This window comes from Shewanella sp. WE21 (genome assembly GCF_002966515.1).
GTDB lineage: Bacteria > Pseudomonadota > Gammaproteobacteria > Enterobacterales > Shewanellaceae > Shewanella > Shewanella oncorhynchi.
Genome location: NZ_CP023019.1, coordinates 4,226,717 through 4,245,569, shown reverse-complemented (window position 1 = coordinate 4,245,569; position 18,853 = coordinate 4,226,717). Strand labels below are relative to the sequence as shown.

Here is an 18,853-nt window from a genome sequence, read left to right as displayed (position 1 = left end):
AGCCAAACTATTCTCTTGCACCGTAATATTCACGAGATTAATCCTGTAAAATTCTGTAAAAAAATTCTGTAAATTATTAAATCCGAGCTTTAGCAACGGTCAATGCTAGCTATATGCTTCATCCGAAAAAAAATACTACTTCAAGACAGCAAATATCTAATCTAAATTTAGCTACAAATTTATTTACCACCAGTATGTTGGCAGTGACTCTTTCGGTTTAAATATAATATGATTCATAAAATATATTTATATAAATATTATAAAACCAGAAGTGCACATTCAAAATTACACTTAAAATTTTATTTAAAAGTTTTTATTCTATAACTTTTAAGCCTCGAACATAAACAACCATATTTTTAATAAAAAGCAGTATGGAATCTTATGCCAATAACCGACTAAAATTTGACATATGCGATAACATTATTGAAGAGCATAAATTTACCCGCTAAAATTCGATCTACATCAATTATATCAGCGGAAAACTCAGTCACTAAAATCAATTTATCTTTTTTTATATTTAAGAATATTTCGTCATCAGACATCAGGCTCTCTATAATTTTAGGTGCTTTACTTTTCAAAACTCGTTGATCACGTAATGGTATCTCGATGAATGTTTGTAATGTCCTATCCTTAAGATAAACAAAAATTTCCTCTCCCCCTTTTAACTCAATTGCAATAGGCTCATCACCTTCAATGCGCGATAACAGATTAGGCGAAATTTTAAAATTATCGACTAGTGTCTTATATACAATTTCTCTCAGTTTTTTCATAATAGCTTCCGTTTAAAGGCCAATGATAGATAATACGTAATACAACATTTTTAATGTTAAAGCTGACCAAAAAGAAGATGGAATTGATCGTAAATCCCACCACCTACTTGTGTCAGTAAGACGACGAACACGACAAGTTTTGCAGCCATTGGTAAGCCAGGGTCTTGCACGCTAAAAACAGTTTGAAGTAGACCAACAATGACTCCAGTGACAACAAAGCTGAGGGAGTAAATAATAATTGCATTTTTGACTATCTCTAGACATGCAGCAGTGACATCAATAACGGTCATAATAGTCCTCAAGGAAGTTAGTTACTTTCTGATCTTCGAATCGGAATAGGTAATACTTATTACGAAAAAAAACTCGATAGGTATTCACTTGTGCATATTGAGTAAAATACTCAGGAGCTATTTGATAATGCAACATGTACGAAGACAATACTGGTTGGACACTCGTGAGCATATGTCCCGCTCCAAGCGCGGCAAGTTTGGTTCCTAAGCCAAATAATTCAATATGAGTCATTATTGCTGGCGATGTGTCTTGACTTAGCACCACGTTTGCCTGCGTATTATTCTGCCTAGCTTCCGAATTTGTATGAACTAACGCCGATGTTTTTCCAAAATAAGTATTATCATTCATCTCAGTGGCAATGGTCTTTTTTGTACTGAATTCAGCCTTCATTTGGATGATGGACTCACTCAAGGACTGTGCCAACAATTGACTCTCTGCCAACGTTGCCTCTTTCGGTGCAAGCAATTGAGACATCAGCACTTGAGCGTTATTCACCAGTTCTTGCCGCACGGCTGCAATAGGCTGAGCTGGCGTCAAAGCCACCCCGACAACAGTGTCCTTGTCCGCGCTCGGTTCAGTCAGTACTTGAACCTCAGGCCTACTCATTGATGGGCTGCCAAGCTTGCTCATAACAGCCCTTGACTCTTTTGATTGAGTCAATTTGGGTACAAGTTCTTTCTGCGCAGGCACTTGAGCGTTATTCACCAGTTCTTGCCGCACGGCTGCAATAGGCTGAGCTGGCGTCAAAGCCACCCCGACAACAGTGTCCTTGTCCGCGCTCGGTTCAGTCAGTACTTGAACCTCAGGCCTACTCATTGATGGGCTGCCAAGCTTGCTCATAACAGCCCTTGACTCTTTTGATTGAGTCAATTTGGGTACAAGTTCTTTCTGCGCAGGCACTTGAGCGTTATTCACCAGTTCTTGCCGCACGGCTGCAATAGGCTGAGCTGGCGTCAAAGCCACCCCGACAACAGTGTCCTTGTCCGCGCTCGGTTCAGTCAGTACTTGAACCTCAGGCCTACTCATTGATGGGCTGCCAAGCTTGCTCATAACAGCCCTTGACTCTTTTGATTGAGTCAATTTGGGTACAAGTTCTTTCTGCGCAGGCACTTGAGCATTATTCATCAGTTCACGCCCCACGGCTGCAATAGACTGAGGATGAGCCAAAAAAGGTTGAATTTTAACCGCCTCAGCTGTTCCGGATTTGTTCGAATTTAGTTCTGACTGTACTTGCATCACGGGCTTGCTCGCCGAGGCGGACTCCTTCAATACAGATAATTCCGATATAAGTACTTTCTGCACAGAAACAGGCCCTTTCGACACAACCACTTGGGCATTTGCTAGGGGATCGCGGTCTATGGGAGTACTCGGTTGATGTGGCAGAGACAGGGCCAAACTCGAAAGACCTTTCGACGTTCCAATGGAAGTAATCCCATCTATATTTGCTTTTAATTGAATATTGCCACGAGTAGATACTGACACTGTAGTGCTTGAAACCTTTATGCTAGAAGGCTTCTGACTCAAAACTTGAATATCTGGGTCTTGAGTACGGGAAGGCAGAGCATTAACGACTTGTGAGGCAGAATTTTGAGCACTTGACACTCGAGTATTTGCAACTTGAGCATTAAGAGGCTGAGTACTTAAAGAATCAGTATTAAGAATCATAGTGCTTTGCACTAGTCCCACATTCGAAGTGGACACTTGTTCACTATGCATTGGGGCCAGTAGGCTTGTCACACTTGGATTTATGTCACTGATATCTGACTTACTACAGCGGCTATTCACTGCCGTAGAAGAATTGATACTGGCTAGTCTATGAGTAAATTGATAAGGTGCTGCACGAGCAATAAGTGGTACAACATAATGATGGTCCCAAGAAAACACCTCCTCAGATCCCGCGTCATTACTTTCAATAGTCTCTTCTTCACCATCAAACATAGAAGCATCATTTGAAGATACCTGATGTTCAGACGGATTCAAAAGCTGTTCGAACTCACTTTCAACAATGCTCAATTGATGCACATAAGCCACTAAGCCAGGTTTGTCAATTTTTATCATCTTATCACTCATCACTTAACTGCTCTTGGATCTCACCTAATGCATCTTTTCTTTTTTCTAGCCTGCGTTTCTCAAAGCTAACCTGGACAATCTCAGCGGCCAGTGTATTAGCATTTTGCTGGGCTACCGATACATCAAAAAACAAAGACTCTATATACGATTTCACACTCTCTCTGCGTAAAAACAATCGAGAAAGCCTATTAAACTCATCCTGAACGACCAAACTTTTCAGCTTTTGTTGCTCTTTAGCGATTAATACCCATTTTTCATCTATCGAAGCCAGCAAGTCTTGATGCCTCACATTCAGCTTTGCTAATTTACGTTGTTGTTTACCTATCCTAATATCAACAACATCAATAAGCTGACCAAATTCCTTCCATTGCTTGGAGGGTTTCTTCATATTCAACCCCTTCGTAACCTTGCTTCAAAAACTCCATAATATACGGATAGCGATCTATGGCTTCATCGGTCGCAAGATCATTGCCTTTCTCGTACTCACCAACGCGAATTAGCAGTTCGACATTAAAGTAGCGATAGACCATATCTTTGAGTTTTTCAGAAAGACTAACGTAATAAGGATCCTGAACTTTGTTTTGTAGGCGACTCTTACTCTTGAGGATATCTATGGCAGGATAACGTCCGGTAGATGCTATCGTCGTTGAATAGACTAAATGCCCATCTATAAGTGACTTAACTTCATGAGCAATCGGATCTTCATCGATTTCCTTTTCTATTAGTACGGTAAAAATACCCGTGACTGAACCATGAATAGAGTTACCACAATTCTCAACTAGCCGTGACAACGCGAGTGAAACCCCAATAGGAATACCGCCATCGATTGGTGTGCCATCTAACATAGCCTGAGCACGCGCAAAACGGGTCAATGAGTCGAAATAAAGCACCACTTTCTTACCTTGGGCCATATAGTGCCGAGCCAGAGAAACGGCCACTAAACCCGACCTCACTTTCTCCAATGGATTGGCCTCTGAAGTAGAAACTATAGTGATCGATTTCTGGATCACTTCGGGACCAATTTCCCCCTCTAGAAACTCAACAACCTCCCGAGCGCGCTCGCCAATCATGGCAAAGATCACCACATCAGCTTCCATGTTATTCGCCATAATTGAAACCGTTGTGGTCTTCCCTGCTCCCGCTGGGGCAAATAAACCGAGACGCTGGCCGACACCAATAGTAAATAAACCATCGATAACTTTAAGTTTAGTCGGAAAAACGGTATCAATCGGAGCACGAATATTAAGCGGGATGGGTTTCTCTATAATAGGTAAATCATAGTAATCGCCCTCGCCGTCTAGATATTTATCACCGTACAATGATTCACCATAACAATTAATGACCTTACCGATAAGCGCAGTCTCATTAAGTGGAAAACAAAATCGCTTTGGGGTAATTTCAACTTTACTGCCCCGTTGAATAGATCCTGGCTGTAATAGCTTAATCTCCACTCTTTCACCGGTAATTTTCATCACTTCACCGCGAATACTCTCATTGGACACTGTGTGAACATAACATTCCTGCCCAACAAAAGTATTCATATTGACATGACAAATAACTGTATCTTGATAAGATTCTTTAACCTTAAAAAAATGTTTAAGCACGACTAAATAACCTTAAATGATACTGAAACGTAGCGTTTGTATTTACGCTTAGTTTCCTTCTTACTCTTAAATAATTCACCCAACCAAGGGATGCTCGACAAAATAGGCACGCCACTCTCAACGCTGTCAGTCACCGTATTATCAAAACCGCCTAGAATAACAGTCTGCCCCGGTTCAATATAGACTTCAGACGTTAAAGATTGAGAATTAACCCTAGGTGCTTGAGTCGTACCTGCTTGAGTACTACTTTCATCATTATCTTCATCAAGTGCTTCTTCTATATATTTGAATTGTGCCTGAACCTTACCTGATGGTAATAAACGTCCTGTAACATAGAGACTATTTTCAGCTTCAATTTTTTGGGTTGAAGCTTGCTTATCCGAAATAAGTACTATAGTTGCAGTTTCTTTCTTTCCAAAGTGGCCTTGTTGATTCTCCAAAACTAACAAGTTGGTCTCATAAACACCCCTAGCCATGTTATTGCTATATAAAGCTTGAAAATTTTTGAAAAAATCGACCGTATCAGTGAACGGAGGGACAATAATATCATACAGACCACGACTCCCATTCAACCATGAACTATTAACACCGAGTGCTTCGGTACGTTCCACAGAAACGTCATAAACTCGGAGAAAAAACAACAACTGCTGACGCTGTATATCAATCAGTGTCGCAATGCGCTTTGCCAATTGAATTTCCTCTGGAGTACCTCTAACCAACAGTGCATTACTCCCAGGCAACACTTGTACTTTAGAAGTAAATTCATCTTCATCGAGCTGTTGCTTATCATTTTGATTAAGCTTTACCTTATAGGCACGTTTAACCATTTCACCATCACTAATATTTTCAAACTGACCGATCTTTTCAATTGCCGAGGATATTAATGATTGCGCACCAGGAAAGTTGATATTCCCATCGAAAGAATCAATCTGCCGGTCAACTACAGATAAATAATGAAACTCGATCCTAACCAATTCCAAATTATTACCATTCTCTAAAAATTGGTTCTTATCTATCATATTCGCGTAAATAACAACATCATTTACAAATTTACGAGTCCCAGAAATAAAAATAGAATTACCGCCGCCAACGAGTTCCATTTTAGTCGTATGATGGGTGGTAAATGTTTTTCTCAATTCTTCAAGAAGGTTGAGTGCCGAAATATTTTTTGGTTTAAAGGCATGATTTATATAATCTTGCCCCGAATGCACCGTAAGAGTACCGCCATAAACATACCAATCGAAGTCATAGACATCTGATAACTGAGCTAACAAATCAAGGCCATCACCAGCAATATCTTGGGTAATAGGCTGTTTAGCAATTTGTTCTTCAACCTCATCAACTAACTTAATTTGCATATCTTTGGCTATCGCTGTCAAAGCTCCTTTCAAATCAATATCTGATTGTTTGATAAATACTTTAGCCTGACAAGTAAAGGCAGTAAATAAACAGACGATCACTAATAAACTAAACTTCATCGAGGATCTCCTGCATAAGTTCGTGATTCTTTTTCATATCTGCACATATCGTTTGCACCATCTTATACTGTAATACCATTTGGACAGCCTCATCCCCTGTTAACGAATCTTCTTCAAGTTCATGGCTAGAAAGATCCTTGACTTGGACTTCACTAGCTTTATTAATCTGTGGTAACTCAGCAGCAATAGCTTCAAGTGCGTACTCAAATTCTTGAGCATCTCTTTCAGACATCGTTTTAACTTGCTGACTATTCAATGTGACATTCATAACATTAACCCTATTCATATCCTGCTCTTTTCATTATTTCCTTGAACACATAAAACTGATCTTGTAGCAGCCACAGATTAATAATAACAATTACGCTGATAGCTTTAATATCTGCTGTTGTACTCATAGATAAAGACGCTTTTTTAAAAAAAAGATCAACATAACCACAACAAATTGTAATAGATATCATTATGATAATATATTTACCTGTAACCATAGCCATCATAGTCAGGCTGTCAGTAATATAAAAATATAAAGTATCAAAACCGACATTAGCACCTTGCTCTATATTTTCAGTAATCACAGCCAACAGAGGTCTGAATACTACGCCAGAATCTAAGGCGTACATCAAAAACATCAAAGAGCTTATTTTAGATAATGCCTCTGATTCCTCGGTAAAACGCTTATCTTGCACTGACTGTTCATTTAGTAATAACAACTGCTGTATGACGCTACCAACCATACCACTCAGCCAATAAGGTACGGATGCAAACATAGCAAAAATTATAACACTGACGATCCAGAAAGGTGTCGGCACGACACCTAAGTCACTCGTCTCGATCAATATGGCCAGACCGATTGAAATCGCCAGTGTCGATGAGTTATCTAGATATAAACGTGTTGGATTATAAATTTTCAAGAACAAAAAAAGTCCTGCAAATAATAACCAGTTAGGAAACAGAAGTGTTTCCATATCACGGGAGCGCTCTAAATAAAATAGTCCAACTATCAGAGAAATAAAACACTGCAAGTTTAACGGGTGTTGAAATTACCGTCGGTGATAACATCGTCATACCAACACCACTTAAAATAACCGCAATTAAAAAATCGATACTGACAAAAATCATGTATAGTTTTAGGCCAAACTCAAACCCTTGATATAAATCTAAAATCAAGTTTCCTAGAAAATACTTTAATATACCATTACCAGAGTCAAAATTCAGCGGTATATCTATAATCCCTTTTAATTCATTTGTTTTACGCTCTGCCCTAGCTAAAATTTCAGGAAAAAACTCGAACACATTACTAATCAGATAATACATAGTCATCTGTTCGGGCTTATTCTCTTCCAATACAGATTGTAATTGTAAAGGATCGGGATCTGCACTAGCATTGATCTGCTCAACAAAATAGGGTTTCACCCTTTCTAGGCCGGGCTTAACATCTGGCCAAATACTATTAAGTGCCATTAACGCAGCAAGTAAATTAACGACTATTGAAGGCGGTATTTGCTGGGTACCTACAGCATTTTTAATAATATTAAGCACTATATTATACTTAACATAACCAGAAAAACAGATAAAGAAAACGGTGGACAACATAACAACAGTCAGGAGCAAAACTAAATTTGCCCCTGCAAATGCGTTATCTGGATTCAATAATTGCACCATAGATAACACTCTCTACAAACTATCAAATAAAAACTGATTAGATATTAGATATTTCTAGCCGAAGCCATAACAGAGTCCTTGATCGATTTTAATGTCGACGTCCCTGTTTGCGATGCAATAGCTTGTGAAGCCATCAACGACTGTAATTCGAGTGTTTCGGAAGAACTTAAGCTTAATGTCCCATCAGTTGTATGAGCGGCCATAAAAGCCTCCACTTTTGCGTCAGCCGCATCGATTAATGTACCCATCGTTGTATTAACAACACCCGTTGATAATCCAGCCATTATAACTTCCCCTATGTATATTACTTCATTAATTGTGGTGTTTAATAAATCATTTATAAACACTAGAATACTCTCTCAAATTCAAACAACAACCAGAGTTCCAATCCGCTTTAAAAAATTAACTTTTTTATAGAAGAATTAGAAAATGCACTAATAGTTAATAGTTAATAGTTAATGCTGTTTGACCGACTCATAGTTTATAAGGAAAGCCCTACCGTTATCGAGTGAAATAAACCGATAAATCATGAATTGCTGTGAAAAACTAGACCTGCCAGTCAGTAAACATAGCTAGCGTTGTTGATTAAATCATTATGTGAAACGCAGTAACCTCAGAGAGCTAAATAGCGGCTCCGAATACGACTACGTTTTAGCTGTGCCGGTTACCAGGAATTGGGATTCAGTAGCCATAAAACGCCATACCTTGCTAAGGAGTTCCCGCATGTTCCTTCACCGTGATTGGGGTTACTGTTTAGAGCATTGCGACCCATAAGTCTTCTATCTTGTTGACCCATGGCGAGTATACCGGCTGAAAGAGTAAACTAAACTTCAGGTTGCACTTGAGCCTAGATTTTACGACTCTAGTGAATGATATAGCTGCGCATGAACAACCATCTCAAGTTGCTCACGTCTCCAGCGGCTACACAGGTAAGCCAATTCATATGGACAAAGACAGGTAAAAGCAGCAACGGGTCAATGGGCAGAATAGTTGGCCACCTCGCTGCTAAGATTTCAGTCAATCAAGGCTGCATTGTGTAAAGTTGAGGAACGGTCAGATCCGGTCATGTGATAAACCTCGGTAATCAAATACCCTTAATGCAACATCAGCATCGTCATAAGGCATCGTTATCGATGGTTTTTTGAATCAATTTATGTATGCGTTTACGCTCTGCGCGACAAAGTGGTTCTTTAGATGCCCATACTCAGTCCTTGTGCGAGTGGTGGGCTTGTTTGGCGATAGATCATAACGCTCAAACAGGACTGACTCCCTTCCTGAGATCTATTATTTGGAACAGCTCTTTAAATAAAACGCATTTATTTTCTAAGTTATACAACATCCAGCTTCACACAAATCTATAAATCTCAACACTTGAGTTTAATAAAGTCATAAATAGAGCTATTTGGCTTCTGTGGTAAACATATAAAGGTCTTTTGCGCAGTTGTAAACTTGTGTAATATCTGTAAAAACCTCAAAAAACATGGTAAATAGAGAGATTTGAGCAAATGATTGCATGAATTACCTCTCCTTAGGGGGGGCAGACACTAGTGATAGCATTTGACTGACAACTCGCGCAGCTTGATGGAAAGACGTTTTTTTAACAGCCGCTACGTTTGCTTCCCATTTAGGATTTATGGGTACATGAAAGCCGTAATCTTTAGCATGTTGAATGAATTCTTTTAGTTTATCCGCGTTATCAATAATATGTATACTATCGTACCCGGAAAAGCCCTTAGGCATAAATACAGTTATTGGGTAATTGGTATTTGGGTCTGTTGCTGGGCTGCCTGAATCTGCGTTATGGTGAACAACGGGGAACCCATCTCCGACTAATGCTTGATTGATAACATCAATCATCTTAGCGATTCTTGGCGTAGCATTACCTATTTCTTCGCCATAACTACCTTTTGTTTCCTCCTCTTTTTTGAAAAATTCTTTTGGGGTAAAATCTTTGCTTGTATGACGAGCATAATTTTTTTTGTATACTTCGGACACAGAGTCAAAATGAATCATTTTAACTGGCAATTTATCTGCATTTTCAAGCTCAAGTTTCTCTGTTTCAGGTGCAATAAACATGAGGTCATAATCAGCAGTTAATGGAATTTCACTTTTAGGGTCGGCAAGTACATTGAGTGGTTCACCCTTAAAATTAATATCATAACTACCGTTTTCATTTTTTATCGCAACGTACTCTAAACCATTAGATGAAATGATAAAGCTGCTTGAAACTGAAGGATATGAGATTATTCCTTGTTGCTTTAAAAAATCAAGCCTTTGCTCAGATACAGAAAGCTTGACAACTTTTGCAGCCCCACTCTTAACACATTCAATGACACTTTTATTATATTTATTTACTTGTGCATAAAATTCGCTAACGTTTGAAAGCTTGATATTGTGTAGTTTACTTAGCTCCTGATTAAAGCATATATTCCCAGCTTGGGGACCATGATTGGCAGACTTCCCCTTAATTAGAAATCCTTTAGTTGGATGACCACTTTCAATTAAACCAGTAGACATACCATCTACATGTCTAAACGCAATGATCTGTTGCGTATCAGCGGCTACCTTCTGTAAAGGTAATAAATGAGCTTTTACTATGCCTGTTTTACATCCTATAGCATTAATAAAATCAGGTGTTAATGTGTTTACAGTCCTGTTTCCCGCTTCAAGTCCTAATTTGCTTATGGGATTTTGAGTCTGGCAAAGCGTTTTTATATTATAATCTCTAGCTTGTCCAAAGGAAGGTATAGGACTTTTTGAAGTGTGTCGAACACTCTTAATATCAAGAAATTTTTTGGCAGATGATGCCGAATCATTTGTTTGTGAAATGGAAATTACATCCGCTTTAAAATTTTTAGTTTTCATCATGACCAACAAACCTACCAAATAATAGAAAATAAAATAAAAGTTTTTTATCGACTAGAATAACTATTAAGTCGACATATCAATCTACACATGAGATATCCTGAAAATTTAAATAGATTTATTCAAGAACAAATAATGCCATTTACCCAATGATAAAAAAAGCGATTATTCGGGAAAAATTACGTAATCACATCTATGCTACACTAAGTAGTAGCCTTGGTGAAACGCGCTAACATCATAAGCACTATCCGCTTAACTCCTCATCCTAAGTAACCACAAGCATTACAATATTCGCGGCATTGCAGAAATGCCCCCCACTACGACATCACTGACTTCTAAGCGATTGGCGGCGACATAAAATGTAACTTAAGCCATATTCGCTCTTTCGCCCCCTTCCTTACAAAATATTCAAACACATCCACAGAGCGCGCTTGTAATGTTGCCTCATCGCAAACACGCGCTGCTATCCTTCGCGAATATTGCAACGGTGAGAGCATTTGCTGCCTGATATCATTAACTCCGAAGTAAAAGAAAACAATTAAGCATTAAAATCAGTAACTTATAAAAATAAAGTAGATACCTTAAGGATAAGAATATAGTCAGCTACTAAAAAAACACTAATCAGTAAAAAAAATTGAATATCAGGATAAACTTAATGCATTATACTTAATATCACCTTGGTGTTAAATTTTAGTAAGAATTGGGTTGCGCCTTAAATATTAGCAAAATATATCAAGCTTAATTTCAATTTCAGATAATTTCAGATAATTTCAGATAACTTTCCAGAATCAACTAGATGATGAAGTGATAAGCCATAATCTTAAATTAAATAAATTCTTCACAAAAAATGCTTATTCGAGGGTAAAGGGAGAATATTTTGCTGCCTTTACTTATAGCTTTACTTATTTATAAAGGTAATATTTATGTATAAATACTTAAGAAAAAACCAACACGTAATAAGTGCACCGCTAGCTCTAACTCTAGCTGTTAGCATGTATAGCTTTAGTGTATTTTCTAACGAATATGATGTGACTAAAGATAGTCGTGGTCTAAGTGGTGACGTTAGGACTAAAACTTGTGTAGTCGTCAACGGCACACTACCTAAGCTTGAAGCAGAACTATATACTGCTATTGATGATTATCGAACAGGAGAGAAGTTAACAGGCTCTAAGAAAATTGAAATTCCGGCAGGCTCTTATAGTAGAACTTCTTTCTGTTCCGAACCTGAATATTTAGGAGATATATATAATGAGGGGAATGTTATTTATGGTTGGGAGATAACTGATTCTGACACAGGTAAAGTTTATTCTAACTTCGAAACCATTTCGACCTTCGATGGTGCAGGGACCACTAATGATTGGGATCTAAATGAAAAGGGGCAATGTGGAGTACAAGGAGATTATGGTGTATGGATGGGATTTAAAGGAGTAAGCACCTGTGGAAAACTAGAAAATATAGATGATGAAGAATATGTAACCGTATATTACGCACCAGATCTCTCAAATGTAAAGCCTGAGTCTTCCGATACAAATACTTACAGAGTGAATTTCGGCATGCTAATGGCTAGTTTTGATGGACTAAGATACACCGATGGTATTGCAGGACTTGGAGACCTATTTACTCGGCCAATTGGAGAAATAATCAGGAAAGCCGATCAGATTGGTCAACAAAGTGAGCTCGTTGGTAAAATTTCAGTTCATCTTCCAGATGGTACAGAAAAAGTGTTATTAGACACTCATGGAGAAGTTTTACCGGTTAATTTTCTGGAAACAAATTTACAATCATTCACTTTTTCACTTCCAAAATCGGCTTCTACACCTCAAGTGATCTCAATTGAATGCAATGTATATGAGCAGGATGAAACCAGAACAGCAGATGATGCAATTTGTAGTGGTACTAAAGACTATATACTGAGCAATGTTAACTCACTCAAAATTCCGCCGAAATCAGGAGATGTGGGCGATACTGTAGCCGAGTTACTTAACGGGCTTGGATATGAAAAATTTACCGGCATTCAAGGTTGGGGTTCACTCAAGGAAGTTGTTAATAATTTATTAAAATATCCGCCTGAGACTTGGTCACTTGGTTATTTCATTGTACATCCTGTAGAATTAAATAATATTTTAAAAGGAATATCCGGCATATATATGATAGATGCCAATATTGAAAAGCTTGATAATTACAGTAGTGAGATCACATCAACTAATGTCAGTTGGGACTTTTATAATTCTGGAACTAAAAGTCCAGGAACAGAAGCATATGGGCAATTTTATTACATGCCAAATGCTTTTGCTTCTGATGTAAATGGTTTAGTGGGATTGGCGATAGATGGTATGACTCTTAGCGGTCTATTAGACATATTTGGTATAGAGGTTGATGAGCAGACAATTGAAAAAATATCTGCATTTCCGATTCCATTTTATCGGGGCCAAGCTATTCCACTATTCAATCTTAATAGAAAAGATGCATTGAAATCAGATTACCAAGCTGCTGAGTATAGTAAATTCGATCTTGTTGCCAGTCATATAAAGAGTAATAGTTTCAGCACAGAAGATAACGCTCGTGGAGCATATTTCATCAATTTTTGGGAGAGAGATGGTGAGAGTGCTATCGAAGTCGATGATTGTCTAGCAAAAGGCAATGCTTTTGGGTTACAAAACACTCTTAGTGGCGAGATAAAATTTGATGACTGCAATTATACCAGTGAAGATGTTGATGATCACTATGTGAATGCTAACCTTAATGCTACTGACACAATAAATGAAATTGACAATGAGTTTATTATCGAAGGTGAACTCACATTTTCGACCAGTGATGGCGCTGGAGGGAGTTTTGAATCTTTCGGACACGTAACACTAAATAATGATAAAAAGGAGTTTTTTAGTTCGAGTTGGGACGCAGATACAACTGCGGTGAAGGATGGGGAGTTACAGCATATTCCTTTTAGCAGCACATTCAAATCGAATGGTAACCCTATGATAAATCTTTTTGTTGAAATATCAGAGTCAGATACAGGAGAAGATGACGAGATTGCAAAATTAAATCAAACCATTGTCTATGAATTTGGTATTGAAAAAACAGTTGTTCTAGGTAATGTAACCTTGACTTATAAAGTATCCAAAGCAGCACAGTCTAAAAATTAAGTAGAAACTAAATATTTAAATAGCTACACCAAGTTCGTTTGTGTAGCTATTTATACCATAAAATGCCGGAATGCAGATTATTATTTAACTTTTATAATTTAACATTTAGTCTTGTTACTAAAAATGTTTATCAAGCCAGGGGACAGATATGACAAAAGAATATACATTAGGAAATCGAATTAGTTTTAACTTGCTTAAAAGACAGCTTCATAAAGATGGACATGTGGTGAATATCGGTGGGCGAGAAGCAAGGATAATGAAGTTACTGTGTGACAATATAAATTGTGTCGTGAGTAAAGGATATATTCAAGATGAAGTTTGGAGTAACGTGCATGTCGGGGAAACATCATTAACAAAAGCCATATCAAACTTAAGGAAATCACTTTATCAATTTAATGATTTGGCATGCGAAATTAAAACCATTTCTGGAGAGGGATATATGTTAATCCAAGATGAAAGTCTTCTTATTAGTAAAGAAAAGTCATTTACACTTGAGGATGAAATGATCACACAATTTAATAATGAACACTCTGACGGACCAATAACAAAGCCTTTTAGAGAGGAAACATTAGAATCAATACAAGAAGAGTTCTTCATAAATAAAAAGTACTTATTACTTGTGTTATTTATTCCATCTATAATAGCGACCATATTGTCTACTGGTATTATCACTCTTCTTAGCATAGTAAATTAGGTTAACCCCTTCTAGCATTATACACTCTACTTTAGTTCCAACAACTAACTATCGACATCTATACGTTTAAGTGGTGTGACAGAACGCATTTCCCTTGAATATGCTGACAGAAGCACCCACTTATTATATATTAAGATAACTTTACGACTCTAACACTTATTACACTGACTTTTTAATCAACAGACACATTCTAAATATTGTCAATAAATTTATAATGTGATGACATTAAATATTTTCCGATTTAATACCCTGCACTCATACAGCACTCATTTACATATCACTACATACTGATATTCACTTAAAATTTCTCCTTAACTTTGGTTAACTCCAATATTATCGACGCATCAAAATAGAGCCAAAATGGCCCCTTTACCAAGGAAAACATTAATGTACTTTATAAAAAATATATACTACATATACCTGATTTTCGATGATTAGTCCCAAATTCTACTCCGAGGTGCGACACTCGCTAATTAAGCCGCTAGTTAGTTAGTTAGTTAGTTAGTTAGTTAGTTAGTTAGTTAGTTAGTTAGTTAGTTAGTTAGTTAGTTAGTTAGTTAGTTAGTTAGTTAGTTAAATACTACCGCTAGCGGCTTAAAAATCAAACATTTCTTAGACCGCTTGCTAATCCTGCTCTGAGCAAATTCGATTAGTTCATGACTCTCCTGCCTTAAATAAACCCTTTTTTTAATATATTGCCTCAAGGAGGCGCAAAATACACCTTAGTATCCAGTGCGTTTGCTATCTCTTAATGATTCGCAAACTCTCGGCCATTATCCGCGGTTATCGTTAACACATGCGCCTTGTAACCATCAACAGCTCGATTGTGGCTCTCGTCACCTTTTCCGCTTACGTTGAGTTTACTTTCTTTATCAAATAAAATCGTGTCTTACGCTCTAATATTGTCACCATGGCCCCCTGTTCCATGCCGACCCAATACCGAATCAATTGCCCAATCACCAAACCGTTCTCGGCTATCGAAAATCGTGAGTCTTTTATCAATGGATACCGCATTTGTTATCGTTGGCGCTTGCGCTGCTTTTCCGCCACGTTACCGCTTATATCATTGATATAAATGATGATAAAGTTTGCCACCATTACGTTTATAACACGCTATATAGCGATAAACCCACTCATGGTTAACAGGCTCTTTACAAGAATCAATACATACGAAATCTGCTCTGGACTCCAATCGAGTTGCAGCAATAGCAGCACGGTCTCTATTTGGCCGATTGACACCTAATTGTATGCAAGATTATTTTTTAGTGATAATGACTAAATATTAAATGGAATTTAATGTTTTATAAGGTATCGGGTTATATGTTTAAAATTATTTTTTGGGCTCTAACGCTCTAATTTTTAATAATGTCTCATAAAGATAGACTTTATCATGCGACTCGAGTTGAGCGTGGTTAAGTTCTGTCAGTAAATTCTCCATTTTTTTATTGTCTAATTGACCTTCTTTCATTATATCGATAGCGATGTTATTAATGATGCGATTGCTTATGTCCATGATTTCAACTCTGACGCTAGCTAATGGGAGAGCCCGAAATTGAGGTTCTGGATTTGTTAGCCAATCTGCTAAATAGCGATATTGGATTGCTTTTGATACATCCATCTGTGCTTTTATAAATGGCGTTATTGATGAAGCATCTAAGCCTATCGTACGAGCTAGATCTTGTGTATGTAATAAGATTTTTTCTTCTTGTTCTAGATCTTCTATTTCTATGTGATGCGCAGCTTTATATGCCGCAACATCTTTCATATAAGAAAATCGTTGATTAATAAGAAAAGAAAGTGATTCATCTGATGCATTACTTGAAATGGGTGAGATGAACGATAATAAAAATAATATCTTCGATTTCATTTTTACTCCTTTTGATTTGAAATTTTATTTTATCAAGTTTTATCGCAAGATTAAAAGCTATTTTTTTAGACTTTTTTATTTTTTACTTATTGAATACAATCGTTACCTTTATATGTTTTTTTGCATGATGTTTTATGCTTCGTTTGTAGCAATTATGTTTATTTCCATATAGGGTTAAAAATGTTAAATTATAATCAGATAAATAAATTAATTCGTTAAGGTAGTGCTTATACCCAATTTTTAAGTGACATATATTAATGAATTCTCCATTTTATTCTGTATAAAATCACTGCATCATTTTCATTGTGGAAGTCTATATCAATTTTTTAAGTGAAATTGAATAGTATGTTCAAATCAATCCTCATTGATATGCCAGAGAGATATGCCTGAATTGCTACTTTATCTGTCCATTTATGCCCTACTAAATCGTTTCACAAACAAAATGTATAGTATTGACTTTATTCTTCAGTTTTAATTTCCATCCTAATTAGGGATTCTATCCCGCAGACCTTAGCTAGGCGTTGTTGATTAAATCATGTCATAAAAGGTAATCATTCCAAGGCTTCTGGCCGATTAAGCAACTTGCTGGCGAACGGGCATACCCTGTCTAATGGCTTTGTTCATCGCCTTCTCACCGGCCCATGGCGGTCTCTGCTAGAGAGCGCTGGTGATAGCCGTTATCGATTTTTCATTGCTTCAGCTGACCCGCTTTCAGTGCTTCTACCGCTTAATTGTGTGGAGGCCCTTCCCATAACCCCGCATTTGAGCAGAATGGGATGGTAGCTTTGCAGCCTTTATGTCGCAGTAATTGATAACAACCCTTTGTATCATAAGCCCCATCTGTCGATACCTGCGCTATCTTTCGCCGTAAAGGATTGAGCAAGGTCGGCAGTACTTCATTATCGCCTACTCACACAAGACTGACTTCAGCGGCAACGACTTCGTGAGTGTTTGTATCGATGGATAAGTGCAACTTGCGCCATGCTTGCGCGTTTTCCATTCGCCTTCACCAAACAATTTTAGCCCTGTAGCATCGACAACAACATGCGTTATGGGTCCGCGACTGGGGTTGCGGTACTGAACATTGACTGTCTTAGCGCGTTTACTGATAGAAGTGTAATCAGGTGATTTAAGTAGCACACTCATCAACGTAAACAAAGAGTTGAGAAAGCCTTCTAGCGCACGCAACGACAAATTAAAGATGCCTTTGACCATCAACGCTGTTTCAATCGCCACATCACTATAGCTAAACCCGCGTCCACGCCCGCCATGATGCTCATGGCAGTACCACGCTTTTACTGCGGCTTCATCCACCCAGAAGGTGAGCGAGCCACGGCTCACTAATGCTTGGTTGTATTGCTTCCAATTAACGATTTTACGTATTGATTTGCCCATGTTGCCGTCCTGAAGGTGAGTTAGGAGATCTAATAATGGCAAAGCCAATTAGTTCAAAGATTTGTTCAACAACGCCGTTAAAAAGCTTCTCTCAGATAGAATACTCCAAACACCGCAGGCTCAATATAATGACTACGATCGCCTATCAATTGAAAGAGAATAAGCCACAACTTAACATCACTAACACGGAGTTTAATGTTATTGCAGTTATGGCTTGTTCATAGAGCTCAGGTTAATTTATAAGTTAAATTTATCAGACCATCCAAACTGTTGAAAAATATGCTTTGCTTTATCACCCTTTAGGTAATTAGCAAATTGCTGACTGTCCTTACTCGCATTACGTTTTAACACTATATTAATGTCTCGATAAACGACTAAGTTTTTTTCGATGGTGACGACATCTCCAAAGTCAGGATTACTTTTAGCCCAATCTAACCAAGTGACCCAAGCATCAACCTTGGGATCCTCCAAAAAAGCTTTTCGAGCCCCGCCACTATTTGGAGTAAACAGCACTATATTTTTTCTGAAATTAGTGACTAGATTGATATCGCCTGTACGACCCATCATATCTTCCCAGATCCCGGTGCCAGAGGTATTGCTAACACCAGCACCATCTGGGATAACAATCCCTATTCCGGGTTTTGTTAAATCTGTTAATCTTCTAATTTGTTTAGGATTTCCTTTTTTCACTAAAATGATAGCTGGGCGCAAGTACAGAGGAGTTATACTCTGAATATCAAAATTGTCAGCATGACCCGTTGTAATCGCAAGAGCAGACTGTTCTGAAGCCCCAAACAGAATATCGGCATTTTCTTTTGCTTTGTCATTCCAAGTTGCCTGAGGTCCAAAGTAGACGTTTACTTTAATACCTGTTTCAATTTGAAATGCTTGACCGACTTTAATCAGTGCAGTATGAGGTCCACCTGGTCCATACAAGTTAACATCAGCCAAAACGGAAAAGCTTGGCAGAATGACAAACAAGCCTGCGGCCAGTATATTTACAGTAGTTTTCATTTA

The 18,853-nt window shown here is 37.8% G+C and carries 15 protein-coding genes and 4 pseudogenes; 3 read left to right on the top strand and 16 right to left on the bottom strand.

Going from position 1 to position 18,853, the window contains the following annotated elements:
• Positions 1-395: 395 nt before the first annotated feature.
• The 12 genes and pseudogenes from CKQ84_RS18965 to CKQ84_RS18910 form a co-directional block, all read right to left on the bottom strand.
• Positions 396-770 (bottom strand): hypothetical protein, encoded by a 375-nt coding sequence (locus CKQ84_RS18965; protein ID WP_105252382.1) that lies wholly within the window; start codon positions 768-770, stop codon positions 396-398.
• Between the two features lie 56 nt (positions 771-826).
• Entirely contained in the window at positions 827-1,060 is a 234-nt protein-coding gene (locus tag CKQ84_RS18960) for a flagellar biosynthetic protein FliQ (RefSeq protein WP_105252381.1), read from the bottom strand.
• Positions 1,047-3,131 carry a hypothetical protein gene (locus CKQ84_RS18955; RefSeq protein WP_105252380.1) on the bottom strand — a complete coding sequence of 695 codons (2,085 nt, stop codon included), beginning with the start codon at positions 3,129-3,131 and terminating at the stop codon, positions 1,047-1,049. The genes CKQ84_RS18960 and CKQ84_RS18955 overlap by 14 nt, the downstream gene beginning before the upstream one ends.
• Positions 3,124-3,519 carry a hypothetical protein gene (locus CKQ84_RS18950; protein ID WP_105252379.1) on the bottom strand — a complete coding sequence of 132 codons (396 nt, stop codon included), beginning with the start codon at positions 3,517-3,519 and terminating at the stop codon, positions 3,124-3,126. Before CKQ84_RS18950 ends, CKQ84_RS18955 begins: the two co-directional genes overlap by 8 nt.
• Positions 3,473-4,735, bottom strand: a complete 1,263-nt coding sequence (gene vscN2 / locus CKQ84_RS18945) for a type III secretion system ATPase VscN2 (RefSeq protein WP_105252378.1) — start codon at positions 4,733-4,735, stop codon at positions 3,473-3,475. The genes CKQ84_RS18950 and vscN2 overlap by 47 nt, the downstream gene beginning before the upstream one ends.
• 2 nt (positions 4,736-4,737) lie before the next feature.
• On the bottom strand, positions 4,738-6,213 hold the full coding sequence (locus CKQ84_RS18940) for a secretin N-terminal domain-containing protein (protein WP_105252377.1): 1,476 nt from the start codon (positions 6,211-6,213) through the stop codon (positions 4,738-4,740).
• Complete coding sequence (locus CKQ84_RS18935; protein WP_158683073.1) at positions 6,203-6,481, bottom strand: hypothetical protein; 279 nt, start codon at positions 6,479-6,481, stop codon at positions 6,203-6,205. The genes CKQ84_RS18940 and CKQ84_RS18935 overlap by 11 nt, the downstream gene beginning before the upstream one ends.
• Before the next feature lie 10 nt (positions 6,482-6,491).
• A complete protein-coding gene (locus CKQ84_RS18930) occupies positions 6,492-7,175 on the bottom strand; it encodes a type III secretion system apparatus protein VscT2 (RefSeq protein WP_105252375.1) in 684 nt (227 codons plus the stop codon).
• Between the two features lies 1 nt (position 7,176).
• Positions 7,177-7,872 carry an EscR/YscR/HrcR family type III secretion system export apparatus protein gene (locus CKQ84_RS18925; protein ID WP_105252374.1) on the bottom strand — a complete coding sequence of 232 codons (696 nt, stop codon included), beginning with the start codon at positions 7,870-7,872 and terminating at the stop codon, positions 7,177-7,179.
• Between the two features lie 44 nt (positions 7,873-7,916).
• Entirely contained in the window at positions 7,917-8,156 is a 240-nt protein-coding gene (locus CKQ84_RS18920; RefSeq protein ID WP_105253115.1) for a hypothetical protein, read from the bottom strand.
• Positions 8,157-8,516: 360 nt separating this feature from the next.
• A pseudogene (locus tag CKQ84_RS23895) lies at positions 8,517-9,031 on the bottom strand (hypothetical protein).
• Between the two features lie 359 nt (positions 9,032-9,390).
• Positions 9,391-10,740 carry an anthrax toxin-like adenylyl cyclase domain-containing protein gene (locus CKQ84_RS18910; RefSeq protein WP_105252373.1) on the bottom strand — a complete coding sequence of 450 codons (1,350 nt, stop codon included), beginning with the start codon at positions 10,738-10,740 and terminating at the stop codon, positions 9,391-9,393.
• 920 nt (positions 10,741-11,660) lie between these two features.
• On the opposite strand from CKQ84_RS18910, the gene CKQ84_RS18905 reads away from it, so the two are divergent.
• Together CKQ84_RS18905 and CKQ84_RS18900 are read left to right on the top strand one after the other, a co-directional pair.
• Positions 11,661-13,880 (top strand): hypothetical protein, encoded by a 2,220-nt coding sequence (locus CKQ84_RS18905; RefSeq protein ID WP_105252372.1) that lies wholly within the window; start codon positions 11,661-11,663, stop codon positions 13,878-13,880.
• A 148-nt stretch (positions 13,881-14,028) separates the two neighbouring features.
• Positions 14,029-14,574, top strand: coding sequence for a winged helix-turn-helix domain-containing protein (locus tag CKQ84_RS18900; RefSeq protein ID WP_105252371.1), 546 nt, complete (start codon positions 14,029-14,031; stop codon positions 14,572-14,574).
• A gap of 569 nt (positions 14,575-15,143) precedes the next feature.
• On the opposite strand, the pseudogene CKQ84_RS18895 reads toward CKQ84_RS18900, so the two are convergent.
• The 3 genes and pseudogenes from CKQ84_RS18895 to CKQ84_RS18885 form a co-directional block, all read right to left on the bottom strand.
• A pseudogene (locus CKQ84_RS18895) lies at positions 15,144-15,801 on the bottom strand (IS30 family transposase); the annotation flags it as partial.
• A 103-nt stretch (positions 15,802-15,904) separates the two neighbouring features.
• A complete protein-coding gene (locus CKQ84_RS18890) occupies positions 15,905-16,441 on the bottom strand; it encodes a chorismate mutase (protein WP_105252370.1) in 537 nt (178 codons plus the stop codon).
• Between the two features lie 573 nt (positions 16,442-17,014).
• A pseudogene (locus CKQ84_RS18885) lies at positions 17,015-17,836 on the bottom strand (IS5 family transposase).
• A gap of 77 nt (positions 17,837-17,913) precedes the next feature.
• Here CKQ84_RS18885 and CKQ84_RS23890 point away from each other — a divergent pair.
• Positions 17,914-18,060 (top strand): annotated as a pseudogene (locus tag CKQ84_RS23890) (IS982 family transposase); the annotation flags it as partial.
• Between the two features lie 13 nt (positions 18,061-18,073).
• Here CKQ84_RS23890 and CKQ84_RS18875 read toward each other — a convergent pair.
• Entirely contained in the window at positions 18,074-18,850 is a 777-nt protein-coding gene (locus CKQ84_RS18875; protein ID WP_105252369.1) for a substrate-binding domain-containing protein, read from the bottom strand.
• Between the last annotated feature and the right edge of the window lie 3 nt (positions 18,851-18,853).

Coding starts and splice junctions, on each gene's coding strand:
- CKQ84_RS18935 (WP_158683073.1), bottom strand. CDS start 6,481: ATGAATGTCACATTGAATAGTCAGCAAGTTAAAACGATGTCTGAAAGA.
- CKQ84_RS18940 (WP_105252377.1), bottom strand. CDS start 6,213: ATGAAGTTTAGTTTATTAGTGATCGTCTGTTTATTTACTGCCTTTACT.
- CKQ84_RS18965 (WP_105252382.1), bottom strand. CDS start 770: ATGAAAAAACTGAGAGAAATTGTATATAAGACACTAGTCGATAATTTT.
- CKQ84_RS18930 (WP_105252375.1), bottom strand. CDS start 7,175: ATGGAAACACTTCTGTTTCCTAACTGGTTATTATTTGCAGGACTTTTT.
- CKQ84_RS18890 (WP_105252370.1), bottom strand. CDS start 16,441: ATGAAATCGAAGATATTATTTTTATTATCGTTCATCTCACCCATTTCA.
- CKQ84_RS18920 (WP_105253115.1), bottom strand. CDS start 8,156: ATGGCTGGATTATCAACGGGTGTTGTTAATACAACGATGGGTACATTA.
- CKQ84_RS18905 (WP_105252372.1), top strand. CDS start 11,661: ATGTATAAATACTTAAGAAAAAACCAACACGTAATAAGTGCACCGCTA.
- CKQ84_RS18875 (WP_105252369.1), bottom strand. CDS start 18,850: ATGAAAACTACTGTAAATATACTGGCCGCAGGCTTGTTTGTCATTCTG.
- CKQ84_RS18925 (WP_105252374.1), bottom strand. CDS start 7,872: ATGGTGCAATTATTGAATCCAGATAACGCATTTGCAGGGGCAAATTTA.
- CKQ84_RS18960 (WP_105252381.1), bottom strand. CDS start 1,060: ATGACCGTTATTGATGTCACTGCTGCATGTCTAGAGATAGTCAAAAAT.
- CKQ84_RS18950 (WP_105252379.1), bottom strand. CDS start 3,519: ATGAAGAAACCCTCCAAGCAATGGAAGGAATTTGGTCAGCTTATTGAT.
- CKQ84_RS18900 (WP_105252371.1), top strand. CDS start 14,029: ATGACAAAAGAATATACATTAGGAAATCGAATTAGTTTTAACTTGCTT.
- CKQ84_RS18955 (WP_105252380.1), bottom strand. CDS start 3,131: ATGAGTGATAAGATGATAAAAATTGACAAACCTGGCTTAGTGGCTTAT.
- CKQ84_RS18910 (WP_105252373.1), bottom strand. CDS start 10,740: ATGATGAAAACTAAAAATTTTAAAGCGGATGTAATTTCCATTTCACAA.